Origin of the sequence: Aeromicrobium massiliense JC14, from assembly GCF_000312105.1 — a bacterium.
Taxonomy (GTDB): Bacteria; Actinomycetota; Actinomycetes; order Propionibacteriales; family Nocardioidaceae; genus Aeromicrobium; species Aeromicrobium massiliense.
The window spans coordinates 124,204-138,365 of sequence record NZ_HE978637.1; the positions used below are offsets into that span (position 1 = coordinate 124,204).

Sequence of the window (14,162 nt, forward strand, 5' to 3'; positions counted from 1 at the left end):
CTACCGGCGGCTGTCGTAGGGTCTGGCCATGGCGATCACCCCCGACTCCAAGGACTGGACCTGGGTCCTGTCCGAGCCGTGCCCCGAGTGCGGCTTCGACCCGGCCGGCCTGGACCCGCGGGAGGTGCCCGGGCTGGTGCGCCAGAGCGTCCCGCGCTGGCAGCTGGCGCTCGACCGCGGCGACGCCCACGAGCGTCCGGACGAGCAGACCTGGTCGGTCGTCGAGTACGCCTGCCACGTGCGCGACGTCTTCACCGTCTTCTCCGAGCGGGTCGCGCTCATGCTCACCCAGGACGACCCGGTGTTCGAGAACTGGGACCAGGACGCCACCGCGCTCGAGCAGGACTACGCATCCCAGGACGCGGCGACGGTCGCGCCCCGGCTCGCCGCCACCGCCGAGCTGGCCGCCGCCTCGTTCGAGTCGGTGCCCGACGACGCCTGGGAGCGCACCGGGCGCCGCAGCAACGGCTCGTCGTTCACGGTGGCCACGCTCGCGCAGTACTTCTGGCACGACGTCGAGCACCACCTGCACGACGTCCGCGCGGACCAGTGACCCCGGACGCCGTCGACGCGGTCGTCCTCGCCGGTGGGCGGGGGACGCGGCTCGGCGGCGTCGACAAGGGCGCGCTCGAGGTCGACGGCCGCACGTTGCTCGACGGGGTGCTGGACGCCGTCGCCGGCTGCGACCACGTGGTCGTCGTCGGTGACGTCGCGCCGCGTCCGGGCCTGGTGGTGACGCGCGAGCAGCCGCCGTTCGCCGGCCCGGCCGCGGCCGTGGCCGCCGGGCTCGCCCTCGTCGAGGCGCCGTGGGTGCTGCTGCTGGCGTGCGACCTGCCGCGGGCGGTCGACGCCGTCCCGGCCCTGCTCGCCGCCGAGCGCGGGCCCGACGGCGTGGTCGCCGTCGACGGGACGGGTCGCCGTCAGCACCTGCTGTGCCTCGTCCGGACCGAGACGCTGCGGGCCGCGGCGGCCGCCGCGGGCGACCTGGAGGGTGCCGCGCTGCGCCGCCTGCTCGCCCCGCTCGACCTGGTCGAGCAGCCGCTGCCGGCTCGTCTGACGCAGGACGTCGACACGTGGCACGATCTCGAGAGAGCGAGAGGAGAGCACCGGTGAGCGACATCTCCCTGGAGCAGTGGGCCACGGCCCTGGCCGCCGAGCTCGGTCTCGGCCCGGACGCCGTCGACGTCGAGCAGGTGCTCGACCTGGCCGCGGACGCCGCGCACGGCGTCGTGCGACCGGCCGCGCCCGTGACGACCTACCTGGTGGGCCTGGCCGCGGGCAAGGCCGGGGGCACCGACGCCGACGTGGCCGACGCCGTGGCCCGTGCGGAGGCCCTGATCGACCGTCTCGGGGAGGAGTGACGTGGCCGGCCGCGTGACCCGCCGGCTGCGCGTCCAGCGGCACCGGCCCGACGGCACGGTCAGCCGCCGCGAGGACGTGCTCGCCGCCGAGGAGCCGCTCGAGGTCCGGCTGGGCGGACGCTCCTTCACCGTCACGATGCGCACTCCCGGCGACGACTTCGACCTCGTGGCCGGGTTCCTGGTCTCCGAGGGCGTCATCTCCTCGCCGGACCACCTGGCCGCCCAGCGCTACTGCGCCGGCACCGACGAGGACGGCCTGCAGACCTACAACGTCATCGACGTCCAGCTCGCGCCGGGCGTCGCGCTGCCCGACACGTCCATGGAGCGGCACGTCTACACGTCCAGCGCCTGCGGCATCTGCGGAACGGCCTCGATCGACGCGGTGCACAAGGCCGCGCACTTCGGCCGGGTCGACGACGCCACGACGTTCGACGCCGCGCTCGTCGGCCGGCTGCCCGAGCTGCTCCGCGCCGAGCAGAAGGTGTTCGACCGCACCGGGGGCGTCCACGCGGCCGGCCTGTTCGACGCGTCCGGCGAGCTGCTGTGCCTGCGCGAGGACGTCGGCCGGCACAACGCCGTCGACAAGGTGGTCGGCTGGGCGCTCGGCCAGGGACGTCTGCCGCTCGCCGACACGGTGCTGCAGGTGTCGGGCCGCGCCTCGTTCGAGCTGGTGCAGAAGGCCCACATGGCCGGCATCGCGATGCTGTCGGCCGTCTCGGCCCCGTCGTCGCTGGCCGTCGAGCTGGCCGAGTCGTCCGGCGTCACGCTGGTCGGCTTCAACCGCGGCGGCGGCTTCAACGTCTACGCCCACCCGCACCGCATCGCCTGAGCCACCCGCACGCCATCGCGGTGCTCGTTCGTCCGCGGTAGTGCGTACTGCGTGGTACCGTCCGACGCATGGATGCGACCCAGCTGCTCAAGGGTGTGCTCGACCTGGCCGTCCTGGCCGTCGTCGAGAAGGAGGACGGCTACGGCTACGACGTCGTGCGCCGCCTGCGGGCCGCCGGCCTGGAGGAGGTGGGCGAGGCGTCGGTCTACGGGACGCTTCGCCGGCTCTACTCCGCCGGCGCGCTCACGTCGTACGTCGTCCCCTCCGAGGAGGGCCCGCACCGCAAGTACTACGGGATGAACGACCAAGGGCGGGCCACGCTCGCGGCGCAGCGCAAGGTCTGGGCCGACTTCACCGCCACCATGGAGCACGTGCTCACCGGGGAGGCAGCATGACCACCACGACCGTGCCGGCGCAGATCGCCGACTTCGCCCACCGCGTCCGCGCGGCCCTGTCCGACCTGCCGGCCGAGGAGGTCGACGAGCTCACCGACGGGCTCGAGGCCGACCTCACCGAGAGCTTCGCCGAGGACCTGCGCCGCGAGCTGCCCGATCCGGCGGCCTACGCCGACGAGCTGCGTACCGCCGCCGGCTTCCCGCGCGCGGAGGAGACCACCCGCCGCCGGCTGAGCCCGGCCGAGGCGTGGACCGACCTGGTTTCCCGGGTCGGCGGCAGCCCGGCCGGGTCGGCGGTGCTGGACTTCCTGGAGGCGGTGCGCCCGGTCTGGTGGGTGCTCCGCGGGCTCGTCGTGGCCGGCTGGCTGATCATCCTGAGCGGCCGCGGCGGCGCTCCCGTGCCCGGGACCGCCGGCGAGTGGACGCTCACGGTGCTGCTGGTCGTCGCCAGCGTCCAGTGGAGCCGGGCCCGGTCGCGGGGGACCTGGTGGCGACGGGCTCTCGTGGGCGCGAACCTGGTCACGGCACTGGCGTTCTTCCCCCTCGTCGGCGAGGTCGCGTCCCAGACGGTGTCGTGGGACGAGATCGACGCAGCCGACTACTCCACCGGCAGCCTCGTGCTCGACGGCGAGCCGGTGACGAACGTCTTCGCCTACGACGCGCAGGGCAACCCGATCCAGGACGTCCAGCTGTTCGACCAGGACGGAGATCCGCTCACCGCGGAGGCGCCTCAGTACTCGGACTGCCTCGACGCGGACTGCACCACGTCCGGTGCGCTCACCTCTCGTGCGCTCGAGAACGGCCGCGTCGCTTGGAACGTGTTCCCGCTGCGGTCCGTCGAGTGGGCGCCCGACGAGTGGGGCGTCGAGTCACCGGTGGTCGGCGCACCGACGCGGGCCGTCGAGCCGCCGCTGCTCAAGGTGCCGGCTGTCGCGCCGCTCGCTCCCGCACCGTCCGCCGAGCCGATGGCGCCGCCTGAGGTTGCCCAGAACAACCGCTAGATCGGGCACAAAGCCGCAGGTCACGACGTTCTATAGGGTGGACACACGTCCCGCCCGATCCGGAGGAACCATGCAGAGCAGCAACCCCGTCTTCTCGCGCAGCGAGGAGTTCAACGGTCGCGGCCAGTTGCGCACCGACCCGTCGCAGTGGCAGATCGACCTCAACGGCGAGCCCACCACGTACGGCTCGCAGTCCGTCACCGACCAGCGCCGCATGACCATCGACTCGGTGGTGGAGAAGACGGCCATCACGCTCGGCCTCGTCGCCATCTCCGCGGCGGTCACCTGGTTCCTCATCGGTGACATCGCAGCCTCGGACGCGAACATCCAGAAGGCGTGGACGTTCGCCATGGGCGGCGCGCTCATCGGCTTCGTGCTGTCGATGGTCAACTCGTTCAAGAAGGTCATCAGCCCCGCGCTGGTCATGGCGTATGCCGTGGCCGAGGGCGCGTTCGTCGGCGCCTTCTCGAAGGTCATCGCGAACATGGTCGGCGACCAGACGATCGTCTTCCAGGCAGTGCTGGCCACCATCGTCGCCTTCGCGGCGACGCTGGGCGCGTACAAGTTCTTCGACATCCAGGTCACCGCGAAGTTCCGCAAGGTCGTCCTGATCTCGATGTTCGCCTTCGTCGGCGTCATGCTGGTCAACTGGATCCTCAGCCTGACCGGCGTCCTGGAGTCCGGCGGCCTGCGCAGCTTCGACAACCCGGGCCTGTCGCTCCTGGTCTCCGGCATCGCGGTCGTCCTGGCCGTGTTCATGCTGATCCTCGACTTCGACTACGTCGAGCAGGGCGTCCGCGCCGGGCTCCCGGAGCGCGAGTCGTGGCGCGCGGCCTTCGGGCTCACCGTCACCCTCGTGTGGCTCTACCTGGAGCTCCTGCGCATCCTCGCGATCCTGCGCGGCGACGACTGACCCCAGCACCACGCACGACGGGCCGGTTCCCCCTCGGGGAGCCGGCCCGTCGGCGTTGGTGCGGGAGGTCAGCCGCGGCGGCGGCGGACGGTGGCCCAGCGGCCGGCGCCGACGACCTCGGTGCCGGACTCGTGCGACGCCTGGGCGGCCGCAGCCCCGAGCGGCATGAGGTCGCGCGGGACGTCGAAGAACGGCACGCGCCCGGTCTCGTGCTCGCGCAAGGCGCCGGTGATGGCGGGCAGCAGCACGCCGACCATGTTGGCGTAGCCGGTGGCCGACGGGTGGAAGCGGTCGGCGCCGAACATGACGTCGTGGTGCTCCAGGAACAGCCGGCCGAGCAGCTCGCCCAGCGACACGGCGCGTCCGCCGTTGCGGGCGACGGCCACGGTCTGCAGCTTGGCCAGCCGCGTGCTGATGCGGTGGGCGTACCAGCGCAGCGGCTGCTGCAGCGGCCGCACGAGTCCGAGGTCGGGGCAGGTACCGACGACGACCTCGATGTCGCGGGCCGTCAGGTCGCGCACCACCTCGCCGAGCTGGCGCGCCGCGAGGCCCGGCCGCACGCGGTGGGTGACGTCGTTCGCGCCGACGACGATGACGACGACGTCCGGCTTGTGCTCCAGCCCCAGCTCGAGCTGGGCCGGCAGGTCGGCGGTGACGGCCCCGACGACGGCGACGCTTCGCACGTCCACGGGCGCGCCGAGCACGTGGGTGAGCCCGATGCCGATGAGGCCGGGCGGGGTCTGGTCGGCGCGCTCGGTGCCGTAGCCCACCGCCGCGGAGTCGCCGGCGACCAGGACGCGGACGGGCTCGCCCAGCAGGTCGTCACCGTACAGGCCGTCGGGGGAGGGCGGACGCTCGTCGGTCACGCCGATCGCCTTGCGCGCCAGGACAGCCTCGGCGAGCACGGTGCCGTAGAAGCCGGTCAGGGCGGCGGTGCTGCCCACGAGCGCGGTGGTGGCGACTTTCGTGGGCTTGGGCACGCCGCACATGATACGAGCACCCACCCCCCTGGTTGCGAGTCGAGACGACGTGGGATCGGCCACGCTGTCGGATCCGGTGGCTAGGGTCGGGACATGACGACCTACCTGCCCAACCTGCGCGACGTCGGTGGGCTGCCGGTGCCCGGTGGCGGACGCGTGCGGGCCGGGCGGGTGCTGCGCAGCGCCGCGCCCATGGCCGGTGACGCGGTGCCCGAGGGTCTGGTCTGGCCGCCGGCGGTCGTGCTCGACCTGCGCTCGGCCGGCGAGCTGGGCAGCGTCCATCCCCTGGCCGGGCCGTCCACCCGGGTCGTCAACGTCCCGCTGCTCGAGGCGCTGCGGCCCGACGCGCACCCGGTGCGCGACCTCACCGACCTGTACCGGGTGATGCTCGACCACTCCAGCGAGCGCTTCGTCGACGTGCTGCGCGAGGTCGCCGACACCGACGGCCCGGCGCTGCTGCACTGCGCGGCCGGCAAGGACCGCACCGGTGTGAGCGTCGCGCTGGTGCTGCGCCTGCTCGACGTCGAGCACGAGCACGTCGTGGCCGACTACCTGGCCACGGAGAAGGAGTACGACGCGATCGACGCCCGGCTCAGCCAGGGCCCGGGCGCCGCGAACCGGGCGAACCTGCCGGCCTCGTTCTTCACCACGCCGGTCGAGGCGATCGAGAGCGTCCTCGAGCGCTGGGACGCCGCCGACGGCGGGGTCGAGGGCTGGGCCGTGCGCGCCGGCGCCGACGAGAAGCTGCTCGACCGGCTCCGCACCTCGCTGGTCGGCTGAGCCCGGCTCCGGCGGGCTCGGCCCTCGACACGGAGCGTTCACCGGGTGTCCGCCCCGATGACCTGTCGCCGTGCTGTCCTGAGGGCATGAGCACTCGGGGGAGCCGCTCCACGCGGCTGCACGTCATCGGTCCACTCGCCGGCCTCGCACTCGCGGCCGGCCTCGTCCCACTCGGCGCGGGCAGCGCCGAGGCCCACGACCGTGGGTCCCACCACCAGGCCGCGCCGGTGGTCATCGCCCACCGCGGCGCGTCCGGGTACCGGCCCGAGCACACGCTCGAGGCCTACCGCGTCGCCATCCGCCAGGGCGCCGACTTCATCGAGCCCGACCTCGTGCCGACCAAGGACGGCGTCCTCGTCGCCCGGCACGAGAACGAGATCAGCACGACGACGGACGTCGCGCAGCACCCGGAGTTCGCGGCCCGCCGGGCGACCAAGACCATCGACGGCGTCACGGTCACCGGCTGGTTCACCGAGGACTTCACGCTGCGCGAGCTGAAGACGCTGCGAGCCAAGGAGCGCCTGCCCCAAGTCCGTCCGGGCAACACCGCCTACGACGGACGGTTCCAGGTGCCTACGCTCGAGGAGGTGCTCGACCTGGCGCAGCGGGCCTCGCGGCGTGAGGGGCGCACGATCTCGGTCTATCCCGAGACCAAGCACCCCACCTACTTCGACTCGATCGACCTGTCGCTGGAGGAGCCGCTCGTGCGCACGCTGAACCGGCACGGCCTGCGCGGGCCGAAGGCGCCGGTCATCGTCCAGTCCTTCGAGACCGGCAACCTGCGCGACCTGTCGCGCCTGACCCGCGTCCGTCTGGCGCAGCTCGTCGACGCCGCCGGCGCACCGTACGACCTGCGGGCCGCCGGAGATCCGCGCACGTACGCCGACCTCGTCACGCCTCGCGGCTTGCGCGAGATCGCGCGCTACGCCGACGGCATCGGTGCGGAGAAGAAGGTCGTGCTGCCCCGCGACGCGGACGGAGCGACCGGCGCGCCCAGCTCCGTCGTGCGCGACGCGCACCGGGTCGGGCTGGACGTGCACGTCTGGACGGTCCGGGCGGAGAACCAGTTCCTGCCGACGAACTTCCGGCGGGGCACCGACCCGAACGCCCACGGCGACGTGCGCGGCGAGCTGCTGGCCCTGCTCGACACCGGGGTGGACGGCATCTTCTCGGACTTCCCCGACGAGGCCGTGCAGGCCCGCAAGGCGTGGCTGCGCGACCGCTACCGCCGCGCCGGCTGAGTCTCCTCGACGGGCTCGGGGAGCTGGCGGCTCCCCGAGCCCGTCGACGGTCCTGTCGTGAGCCTGTCGAAGGTGCCTGTCCTGAGCCTGTCGAAGGGACCCCCGGTTCGCATACCGTGGGTATGTGATTCACAACGACTGGTCGGGGCAGCCCTTCCCGCACCCACCGGGGCGCCGTCTGCTCACCGGCGACGTCGACCCGGACCTGCGTGACACCCCGCTGCAGGGCATCATGCGGCGCGGCGAGGGTCTCGGCCCGATCTTCTCGGTGCGGGCCTTCCGCCAGCAGTTCGTCATCGTGGCTGGCGCGAGCCTGTCGGCCGAGCTGTGCGACGAGCAGCGGTTCGAGAAGGCGTTGTCGCCGGCGCTGGAGTCGCTGCGCGAGCTCGGCGGCGCCGGCCTGTTCACGGCTCACAACGACGAGCCGGAGTGGCAGCTGGCCCACGACCTGCTGCGTCCGGCGTTCTCCAAGCAGGCGATGGAGCGCTACCACCCGGTGATGGTGCAGACGTCCGACGAGCTGTTCGCCCGCTGGGACGCGGCGCAGACGCCGGTCGACGTCTCGCGCGACATGACCAAGCTGACCCTCGAGACGCTGAGCCGCACCGCGTTCAGCCAGGACTTCGGCTCGTTCGCGAGCGACGAGCCGCACCCGTTCATCCCGGCGATGGTGGCCGCGCTGAAGGCGGCGCAGCGCAAGTCCGGCCTCGACGGGGTGCCCGGGGCGTCCCTGGTGCGCCGACGCATCGACCGCGCGAACGCGCCGCACGTGGCCTACCTCGACGACATGCTGGACGAGGTCGTGCGCACGCGCCGGGCGGCGGACGACGGGCGCGACGACGACCTGCTCGGCCTCATGCTGCAGACCGCGCACCCGGAGACGGGGGAGCGGCTGCCGGACGAGAACATCCGGCACCAGATCCTGACCTTCCTCATCGCCGGGCACGAGACGACGTCCGGCGCGCTGTCGTTCGCGCTCTACTACCTGTCGCGCCACCCCGAGGTCGTGGCGCAGGCGCAGGCCGAGGTCGACGCGGTGCTCGGCCCGGACCCGGACGCCGCGCCGACCTTCGCCCAGGTGCCCAAGCTGCGCTACGTGCGCCGGGTGCTGGACGAGGCGCTGCGGCTGTGGCCCACCGCGCCCGGGTTCGCCCGCTCGCCGCGCGAGGAGACGACGATCGGCGGTCGCTGGCGGATGCGTCCGCAGGACTGGGCGCTCGTGCTGCTGCCGCTCGTGCTGCTGCCGCTCGTGCACCGCGACCCGGAGGTCTGGGGCGAGGACGCGGAGGAGTTCGACCCCGACCGCTTCCTCCCGGCCCGTAGCAAGGGCCGTCCGCCGCACGTCTACAAGCCGTTCGGCACGGGGGAGCGGGCCTGCATCGGGCGCCAGTTCGCGCTCCACGAGGCGGTGCTCGTGCTGGCGCGCCTGCTGCACCGCTACGACCTGTCCGGCGACCCGGGCTACGACCTGCGGATCGCCGAGCGGCTGACGATGATGCCGCAGGGCTTCGAGGTCACGGTGTCGCGGCGGCGCCCGCAGGCGGTGCCCACGGGCGCTCCGGAGCCGGTCGACGAGCCGTCGGCCGAGGCCGGCGGCTGCCCCGTCCGCCACGCCCCCTGAGGCACGACGTCCGCTCCCGGGGCCTGTCGAAGGGCCGGACGCGACGAAGGCCGCCGCCCTGCGTGAGGGTGGCGGCCTTCGTGCGTGGGTGTCAGGACGCGTCGTCGGCGGTCTCGCCGCTGACCGTCTCGACGGCCTTGGGCGAGCTCGAGCTCACCGCGATGCGGGTGGGCTCGGTGCCGGCGTAGACGCCGGCGACCCGGATGCTCAGCACGCCGGCGTCGTAGCCGGCGCTGATCGCGTCGGGCCCGACGTGGGCCGGGAGCGCGAACGTGCGCTCGAAGCGTCCGTAGCGGATCTCGCGGACGTGACGCCCGCGATCGTCCTCGGCGCGCTCGTCGCGGCGCTCACCGCGGATGACGAGGCGTCCGGAGACGGCCTCGACGGTGACGTCGTGCTCGACGTCGATGCCGGGCAGCTCGAGCCGGACGACGGCGTCATCGCCGTCGCGCAGGGTCTCGGCGGCCGGCATGAAGTCGGTGCGCTCGGTCGTCATCGGGGCGGTGCCGGCGAACGCGTTGCGCATCAGCGAGTCGAACTCGGCGAACGGGTCGCGGCGGTTGAAGAGGGAGAGCGTCGTCATGGAAACCAACCTCCTGGTCGATCAGGCCGGCCACCTCGGCCGGCACCCTGTTCAACATGAGTCGATGCGACTCAATTCCCATGACAGAGATTCTAGGCATGGACGCGTTCGAGTCCAGCGGCGTCGGCGGCCTCGCCGTACGCCACGGCCAGGGACGCGACGGTCGCGTGGGCGTTGAGGCCGCTCGGGTTGGGGACGACCCACAGTCGCGCCGCGCCGATCGTCCGTGGTTGCTCGCCGGCGGACGCCTTCCGCTCGCCGAACGCCGTGCGGTACGCGGTGATTCCAGCGACCGCCACGACCCGCGGGCGTTGCTCGGCCACGAGGCGCTCGAGCCGCGCCCGGCCCTCGCGCAGCTCCTGGTCGTCGAGCTCGTCGGCCCGGGCGGACGCCCGCGGCACGAGGTTCGTGATGCCGACGCCGCGCTCGAGCAGCGCCGGCACGGCGTCCTCGGGCGTCAGGACGTCCGGCGGGAGGATGCCGGCGGCCCGCAGCGCCGGGTAGAAGCGGTTGCCGTTGCGGGCGAAGTGCAGCCCGGTCGCCGCGCTCACCAGGCCGGGGTTGATGCCGACGAAGAGCAGGCGCAGGCCGGGCCCGACGAGGTCGGGGATGGTGCGGCCCGCGTACGACGAGAGTTCATCGCGCGTCCACCGGGACGCACTTGCCGTGGCCCTCTCGCGGCCTACGGTGGACCCATGAGCTGGATCATCGTCGTGGCCGTCCTGTCGCTGACCATCGTCGCGGGCACCGTCGTCTTCGGTACGTCCGATCACGACCACATCGTCGTCTGACCGCACGCCCCACGCACCCCGGCGGGCGCCGGACCCGGTCGGCGCCCGCCGGGCCCCGGACGCCTAGCGCGTGGGGTCGACCAGGACCTTCGCGTGCGAGGTCCGGCCCGAGTCGAGCTCGTCCATGAGGGCGGCCAGCTCGCCGAGCCCCACCGTGCCGGTGTGCAGCCCGGTGACGTCGACCGAGCCGTCGGCGATCGCGCGCATCGAGCCGAGGAAGTCCTCGTGGTTGTACGCGAGGGAACCGATCACGGTCAGCTCACGCACCTGCCAGTCGCCGTAGCTCACGGTCGAGTCGGTCATCGGGAAGCCGAGCAGCGAGAGCGTGCCGCCGCGGCGCACCATCGCCGCCGACGGCTGCAGCAGCGCGGCGACCCCCGTGCACTCGTACAGCACGTCGGCGCCCAGGCCTTCGGTGATCTCGGCCAGGTGCGCGGCGACCTCGTCGCCCGGGGCGAAGACCTCGGTGAAGCCGAGCGCCTCAGCGGCGGCGCGACGCTGCTCGTTCGGCTCGATCACGACGAGCCGACCGGCGCCGGCGTGCCGCGCGTGCTGGGCGGCCAGCAGGCCGATCGGACCGGCGCCCTGGACGACCACGACGGCGCCCAGCGGCTGCTTCGTGCGCTTGACCGCGTGGTAGGTGACGGCGGAGGGCTCGACCATCGCGGCCTGGACGTCCGAGACGCCCGGCAGCACCTTCATGACGCGCCGGACGGGGACGACCAGGCGCTGCGCGAAGCCGCCGTGGGTCGGGCTGTCGGGCGTGACGCCGTTGGCCTCGGCGAAGGCGGTGTCGCAGTGCTCGGGGTGGCCGGCGACGCACATGGCGCAGGTGCCGCAGGCCGGCCCGACGCAGGCCACGACCCGGTCGCCGACGGCCACGGACGTGACGTCGTCCGCGACCCGGGCGATCGTGCCGGTCCACTCGTGGCCGAACACCGAGGCGGGGATGGGGCCGGGGCCGGACGTGTAGTTGTGCGTGTCGGTGGCGCAGACGCCGCAGTAGGTGATCGCCACCTCGACGCGGCCCGGCGGCAGCGTCTCGGCGTCGGGCTCCTCGACCAGGTCCACAGCGCTCGGTCCCGAGACCCGCGCGACAAGATTGTTCATGCTTCAACCATATGCCTCGGTCGAAGCGCGCTCCGTCAGAGCAGGTCGGCAGTCGCCCGTCCGCGCCGGTGGCGGTGCCACTCGGCGTCCGTCCGGTCCTTGTTCACCGCCCAGACGACGATCCACACCACCGGCACGAGCCCGGCCGCGAGGGCGACCAGCATGCTGTGCGGGACCGAGTAGCCGCTGAGGTGCCGGCAGCGCCGGAAGCACGCGACGGCCACGGCGAGGCTGAGCGCGACGGCGAGGACGGTGCTGACGGCCGACAGCACCAGCTCGGCCCGCTCCACGGGCAGCGGCTCGGCGGCGCGCGGGCCGTCCATGCCGGTCGTCAGCCCGCGTGCCGGAGGCGACTGGTGGCCGTGACCAGCGACCCGGCGAGCAGCCCCAGCAGCCCCCCGACGGCGGCCGCCGGCACGCCGACCTCGAGCACGGCGAACCACGCCGTGGCCGGGTGGGCCAGCAGGCCGAGCACGAGACCGGCGACGGCGCCGAGCACGCCGGCGACGAAGCCCGCGATCACGCCCCAGCGCAGCGGGCGGGGAAGGTCGCCGAGGATGGCACGCACGTCGTCCATGCCGGCAGCCTGCCACGCGCGCCGGGCGCGTGGGAGCGGAACACGTCCGTCTGCCCGAATGACGAGGGCCCCGCAGACCATCGGTCTGCGGGGCCCTCCTGTGCCGGGACGATCAGGCGTACGAGACGCCCGTCGCGTGCAGCGGGCAGTAGCCGAACGGGTTCTTCACCAGGTACTGCTGGTGGTACTCCTCGGCGTAGTAGTAGTCCTGCAGTGGCTTGATCTCGGTGGTGATGCGTCCGTAGCCGGACTTGGTCATCTGCTCCTGGTAGCGGTCGCGCGACGCCTCGGCCTTGGCCTGCTGCTCGGGCGACGTGGTCAGCAGCACCGAGCGGTACTGGCTGCCGCGGTCGTTGCCCTGGCGCATGCCCTGCGTCGGGTCGTGGTTCTCCCAGAACACCTTGAGCAGGTCGTCGTAGGACGTCACGCTCGGGTCGAAGACCACGCGGACGACCTCGGCGTGGCCGGTGCGTCCGGTGCAGGTCTCCTCGTACGTGGGGTTGGGCGTGTAGCCACCCGCGTAGCCCACGGACGTGGACCAGACGCCGGGCTGCTCCCAGAACGTCTTCTCCTCGCCCCAGAAGCAGCCGAGGCCGAGCACGGCGACCTCGAAGCCCTCGGGGCCGTCGGTCTCGATCGGGTTGCCGGTGACGAGGTGCTTGTCGCCGACCGCGAACTCGCGGGTCGGGCGGCCCGGGAGCGCCTTCTCGCGCTCGGGCATGGCGGTCTTGTCGAAGCCGAAGATCATGGTCACCTTTCCGCCGGCCGGGAAGCCGGTCCACGACTGTCAACCGCCGAGCGGCTTGCGGTGTTCCCGATAGTGTCGCCGGTGTGAGCGAGCGACGAGACGCCGGGCGCCCGACCTTCCCGCGCGGCATGGAGATCGCGACCGGCTGGGCGTGGCGGCTGCTGCTGCTCGGCGTCGCCACCTACGCGCTGCTGTGGGTGCTCAACTTCTTCTCGGCCATCACCGTGCCGATCGCGGTCGCCCTGCTGCTGACCGCGCTCACGTCCGGGCTGGTGGACCGCCTGCAGGGGTGGCGCGTCCCGCGGTCGGTGGGCACGCTCGCGGTCGTCCTGGGCTTCCTGGCCGTCGTGACGGGGCTCGTGCTCGTCGTCGGCACCCAGGTCTCGCGCCAGTTCGACGACCTGCGCCGTCGCGTCGTCGACGGCATCGCCGACCTGCAGGACTGGCTGCAGACCGGTCCGCTGCGCCTGACCGACGCCCAGCTGCAGCGCTACATCGACACCGCGCAGGAGAAGATCGCGCAGGCGGACGGCGTCCTGTTCACGACCGCGGGCGAGGTCGGGGTGACCGTCAGTCACTTCGTCGCCGGGCTGTTCGTGGTGCTGTTCGCGACGATCTTCTTCCTCTACGACGGCAAGCGGATCTGGGCCTGGATCGTGCTGCTGTTCCCGCGCTCGTCCCGCGACCGCGTGCACTCGTCGGGCGAGACCGCGTGGCACTCGCTCACCGCGTTCGTCCGGGCCACCATCGTCGTCGCGCTCGTGGACGCCATCGGCATCGCCCTGGCCGCGTCGCTGCTGAACGTCCCGCTGGCACTGGCGATCGGCGTGCTGGTGTTCCTGGGTGCGTTCGTGCCGATCATCGGTGCCTTCACGTCCGGGCTCGTGGCGGTCGGCATCGCGCTGGTCGCCCAAGGGCCGTGGACCGCGCTGTTCATGCTCATCGCCGTGCTGGCGGTGCAGCAGATCGAGAGCCACGTGCTGCAGCCGTTCGTCATGGGACGCATCGTCTCGGTGCACCCGCTCGGCGTGATCCTGGCGATCGTCGCGGGCATCACCGTCGGCGGCGTGGTGGGCGCGCTCGTGGCCGTCCCGATCGCCGCGTGCCTGAACGGCGTCGTCCGGCACCTGGCCACGGACGAGGGGGAGCGGTTCGCCTCCGACGGGCTGCCCGCCGACGAGCAGCATCCACCGGTCGAGCCGGCTCCCGAGCAGGCCTAGCGTCCGCCGGCG

General features: G+C 73.0%; 18 protein-coding genes. 11 read left to right on the forward strand and 7 right to left on the reverse strand.

Annotated elements, in window-relative coordinates:
- Positions 1 to 28 precede the first annotated feature (28 nt).
- The 7 genes from HGAM_RS07645 to HGAM_RS07675 all read left to right on the forward strand — a co-directional run bounded on the left by HGAM_RS07645 (position 29) and on the right by HGAM_RS07675 (position 4,499).
- Positions 29 to 553 (forward strand): DinB family protein, encoded by a 525-nt coding sequence (locus tag HGAM_RS07645; RefSeq protein ID WP_019144887.1) that lies wholly within the window; start codon positions 29 to 31, stop codon positions 551 to 553.
- A complete protein-coding gene (mobA, locus tag HGAM_RS07650; RefSeq protein WP_019144888.1) occupies positions 550 to 1,113 on the forward strand; it encodes a molybdenum cofactor guanylyltransferase in 564 nt (187 codons plus the stop codon). Before HGAM_RS07645 ends, mobA begins: the two co-directional genes overlap by 4 nt.
- Positions 1,110 to 1,361 carry a DUF6457 domain-containing protein gene (locus tag HGAM_RS20320; protein ID WP_019144889.1) on the forward strand — a complete coding sequence of 84 codons (252 nt, stop codon included), beginning with the start codon at positions 1,110 to 1,112 and terminating at the stop codon, positions 1,359 to 1,361. Before mobA ends, HGAM_RS20320 begins: the two co-directional genes overlap by 4 nt.
- Before the next feature lies 1 nt (position 1,362).
- The gene (gene fdhD / locus HGAM_RS07660) at positions 1,363 to 2,190 is read left to right on the forward strand and encodes a formate dehydrogenase accessory sulfurtransferase FdhD (protein WP_019144890.1); all 828 of its coding nucleotides are present in this window, start codon (positions 1,363 to 1,365) and stop codon (positions 2,188 to 2,190) included.
- A gap of 68 nt (positions 2,191 to 2,258) precedes the next feature.
- Positions 2,259 to 2,585, forward strand: coding sequence for a PadR family transcriptional regulator (locus tag HGAM_RS07665; protein WP_019144891.1), 327 nt, complete (start codon positions 2,259 to 2,261; stop codon positions 2,583 to 2,585).
- On the forward strand, positions 2,582 to 3,586 hold the full coding sequence (locus HGAM_RS18315) for a hypothetical protein (protein WP_019144892.1): 1,005 nt from the start codon (positions 2,582 to 2,584) through the stop codon (positions 3,584 to 3,586). Before HGAM_RS07665 ends, HGAM_RS18315 begins: the two co-directional genes overlap by 4 nt.
- Positions 3,587 to 3,656: 70 nt before the next feature.
- On the forward strand, positions 3,657 to 4,499 hold the full coding sequence (locus HGAM_RS07675; protein ID WP_019144893.1) for a Bax inhibitor-1/YccA family protein: 843 nt from the start codon (positions 3,657 to 3,659) through the stop codon (positions 4,497 to 4,499).
- A gap of 68 nt (positions 4,500 to 4,567) precedes the next feature.
- Here HGAM_RS07675 and HGAM_RS18320 read toward each other — a convergent pair whose 3' ends face one another.
- On the reverse strand, positions 4,568 to 5,479 hold the full coding sequence (locus HGAM_RS18320; RefSeq protein ID WP_019144894.1) for an SGNH/GDSL hydrolase family protein: 912 nt from the start codon (positions 5,477 to 5,479) through the stop codon (positions 4,568 to 4,570).
- A 93-nt stretch (positions 5,480 to 5,572) separates the two neighbouring features.
- Here HGAM_RS18320 and HGAM_RS07685 point away from each other — a divergent pair, with 93 nt between their 5' ends.
- The 3 genes from HGAM_RS07685 (at position 5,573) to HGAM_RS18330 (ending at position 9,121) form a co-directional block, all read left to right on the forward strand.
- Entirely contained in the window at positions 5,573 to 6,259 is a 687-nt protein-coding gene (locus tag HGAM_RS07685) for a tyrosine-protein phosphatase (RefSeq protein ID WP_019144895.1), read from the forward strand.
- A gap of 86 nt (positions 6,260 to 6,345) precedes the next feature.
- Entirely contained in the window at positions 6,346 to 7,500 is a 1,155-nt protein-coding gene (locus tag HGAM_RS18325; RefSeq protein WP_019144896.1) for a glycerophosphodiester phosphodiesterase, read from the forward strand.
- 124 nt (positions 7,501 to 7,624) lie between these two features.
- The gene (locus HGAM_RS18330) at positions 7,625 to 9,121 is read left to right on the forward strand and encodes a cytochrome P450 (protein ID WP_019144897.1); all 1,497 of its coding nucleotides are present in this window, start codon (positions 7,625 to 7,627) and stop codon (positions 9,119 to 9,121) included.
- Between the two features lie 91 nt (positions 9,122 to 9,212).
- Here the strand turns inward: HGAM_RS18330 and HGAM_RS18335 are convergent, their stop codons facing one another.
- The 6 genes from HGAM_RS18335 to msrA form a co-directional block, all read right to left on the reverse strand.
- On the reverse strand, positions 9,213 to 9,704 hold the full coding sequence (locus tag HGAM_RS18335; protein WP_019144898.1) for an Hsp20/alpha crystallin family protein: 492 nt from the start codon (positions 9,702 to 9,704) through the stop codon (positions 9,213 to 9,215).
- Between the two features lie 92 nt (positions 9,705 to 9,796).
- Positions 9,797 to 10,315, reverse strand: a complete 519-nt coding sequence (locus tag HGAM_RS18340) for a mismatch-specific DNA-glycosylase (RefSeq protein ID WP_049798273.1) — start codon at positions 10,313 to 10,315, stop codon at positions 9,797 to 9,799.
- Positions 10,316 to 10,558: 243 nt separating this feature from the next.
- Positions 10,559 to 11,605: a zinc-dependent alcohol dehydrogenase gene (locus HGAM_RS07710; RefSeq protein ID WP_038951642.1), complete on the reverse strand. Its 1,047-nt coding sequence runs from the start codon at positions 11,603 to 11,605 to the stop codon at positions 10,559 to 10,561.
- Between the two features lie 35 nt (positions 11,606 to 11,640).
- Complete coding sequence (locus HGAM_RS07715; RefSeq protein WP_019144902.1) at positions 11,641 to 11,928, reverse strand: hypothetical protein; 288 nt, start codon at positions 11,926 to 11,928, stop codon at positions 11,641 to 11,643.
- Between the two features lie 8 nt (positions 11,929 to 11,936).
- Positions 11,937 to 12,182 (reverse strand): hypothetical protein, encoded by a 246-nt coding sequence (locus HGAM_RS07720; protein ID WP_019144903.1) that lies wholly within the window; start codon positions 12,180 to 12,182, stop codon positions 11,937 to 11,939.
- Positions 12,183 to 12,294: 112 nt separating this feature from the next.
- Entirely contained in the window at positions 12,295 to 12,930 is a 636-nt protein-coding gene (msrA, locus tag HGAM_RS07725) for a peptide-methionine (S)-S-oxide reductase MsrA (RefSeq protein ID WP_020691807.1), read from the reverse strand.
- An 83-nt stretch (positions 12,931 to 13,013) separates the two neighbouring features.
- Here msrA and HGAM_RS07730 point away from each other — a divergent pair, with 83 nt between their 5' ends.
- Positions 13,014 to 14,150, forward strand: a complete 1,137-nt coding sequence (locus tag HGAM_RS07730; RefSeq protein WP_245532113.1) for an AI-2E family transporter — start codon at positions 13,014 to 13,016, stop codon at positions 14,148 to 14,150.
- Positions 14,151 to 14,162: the final 12 nt, after the last annotated feature.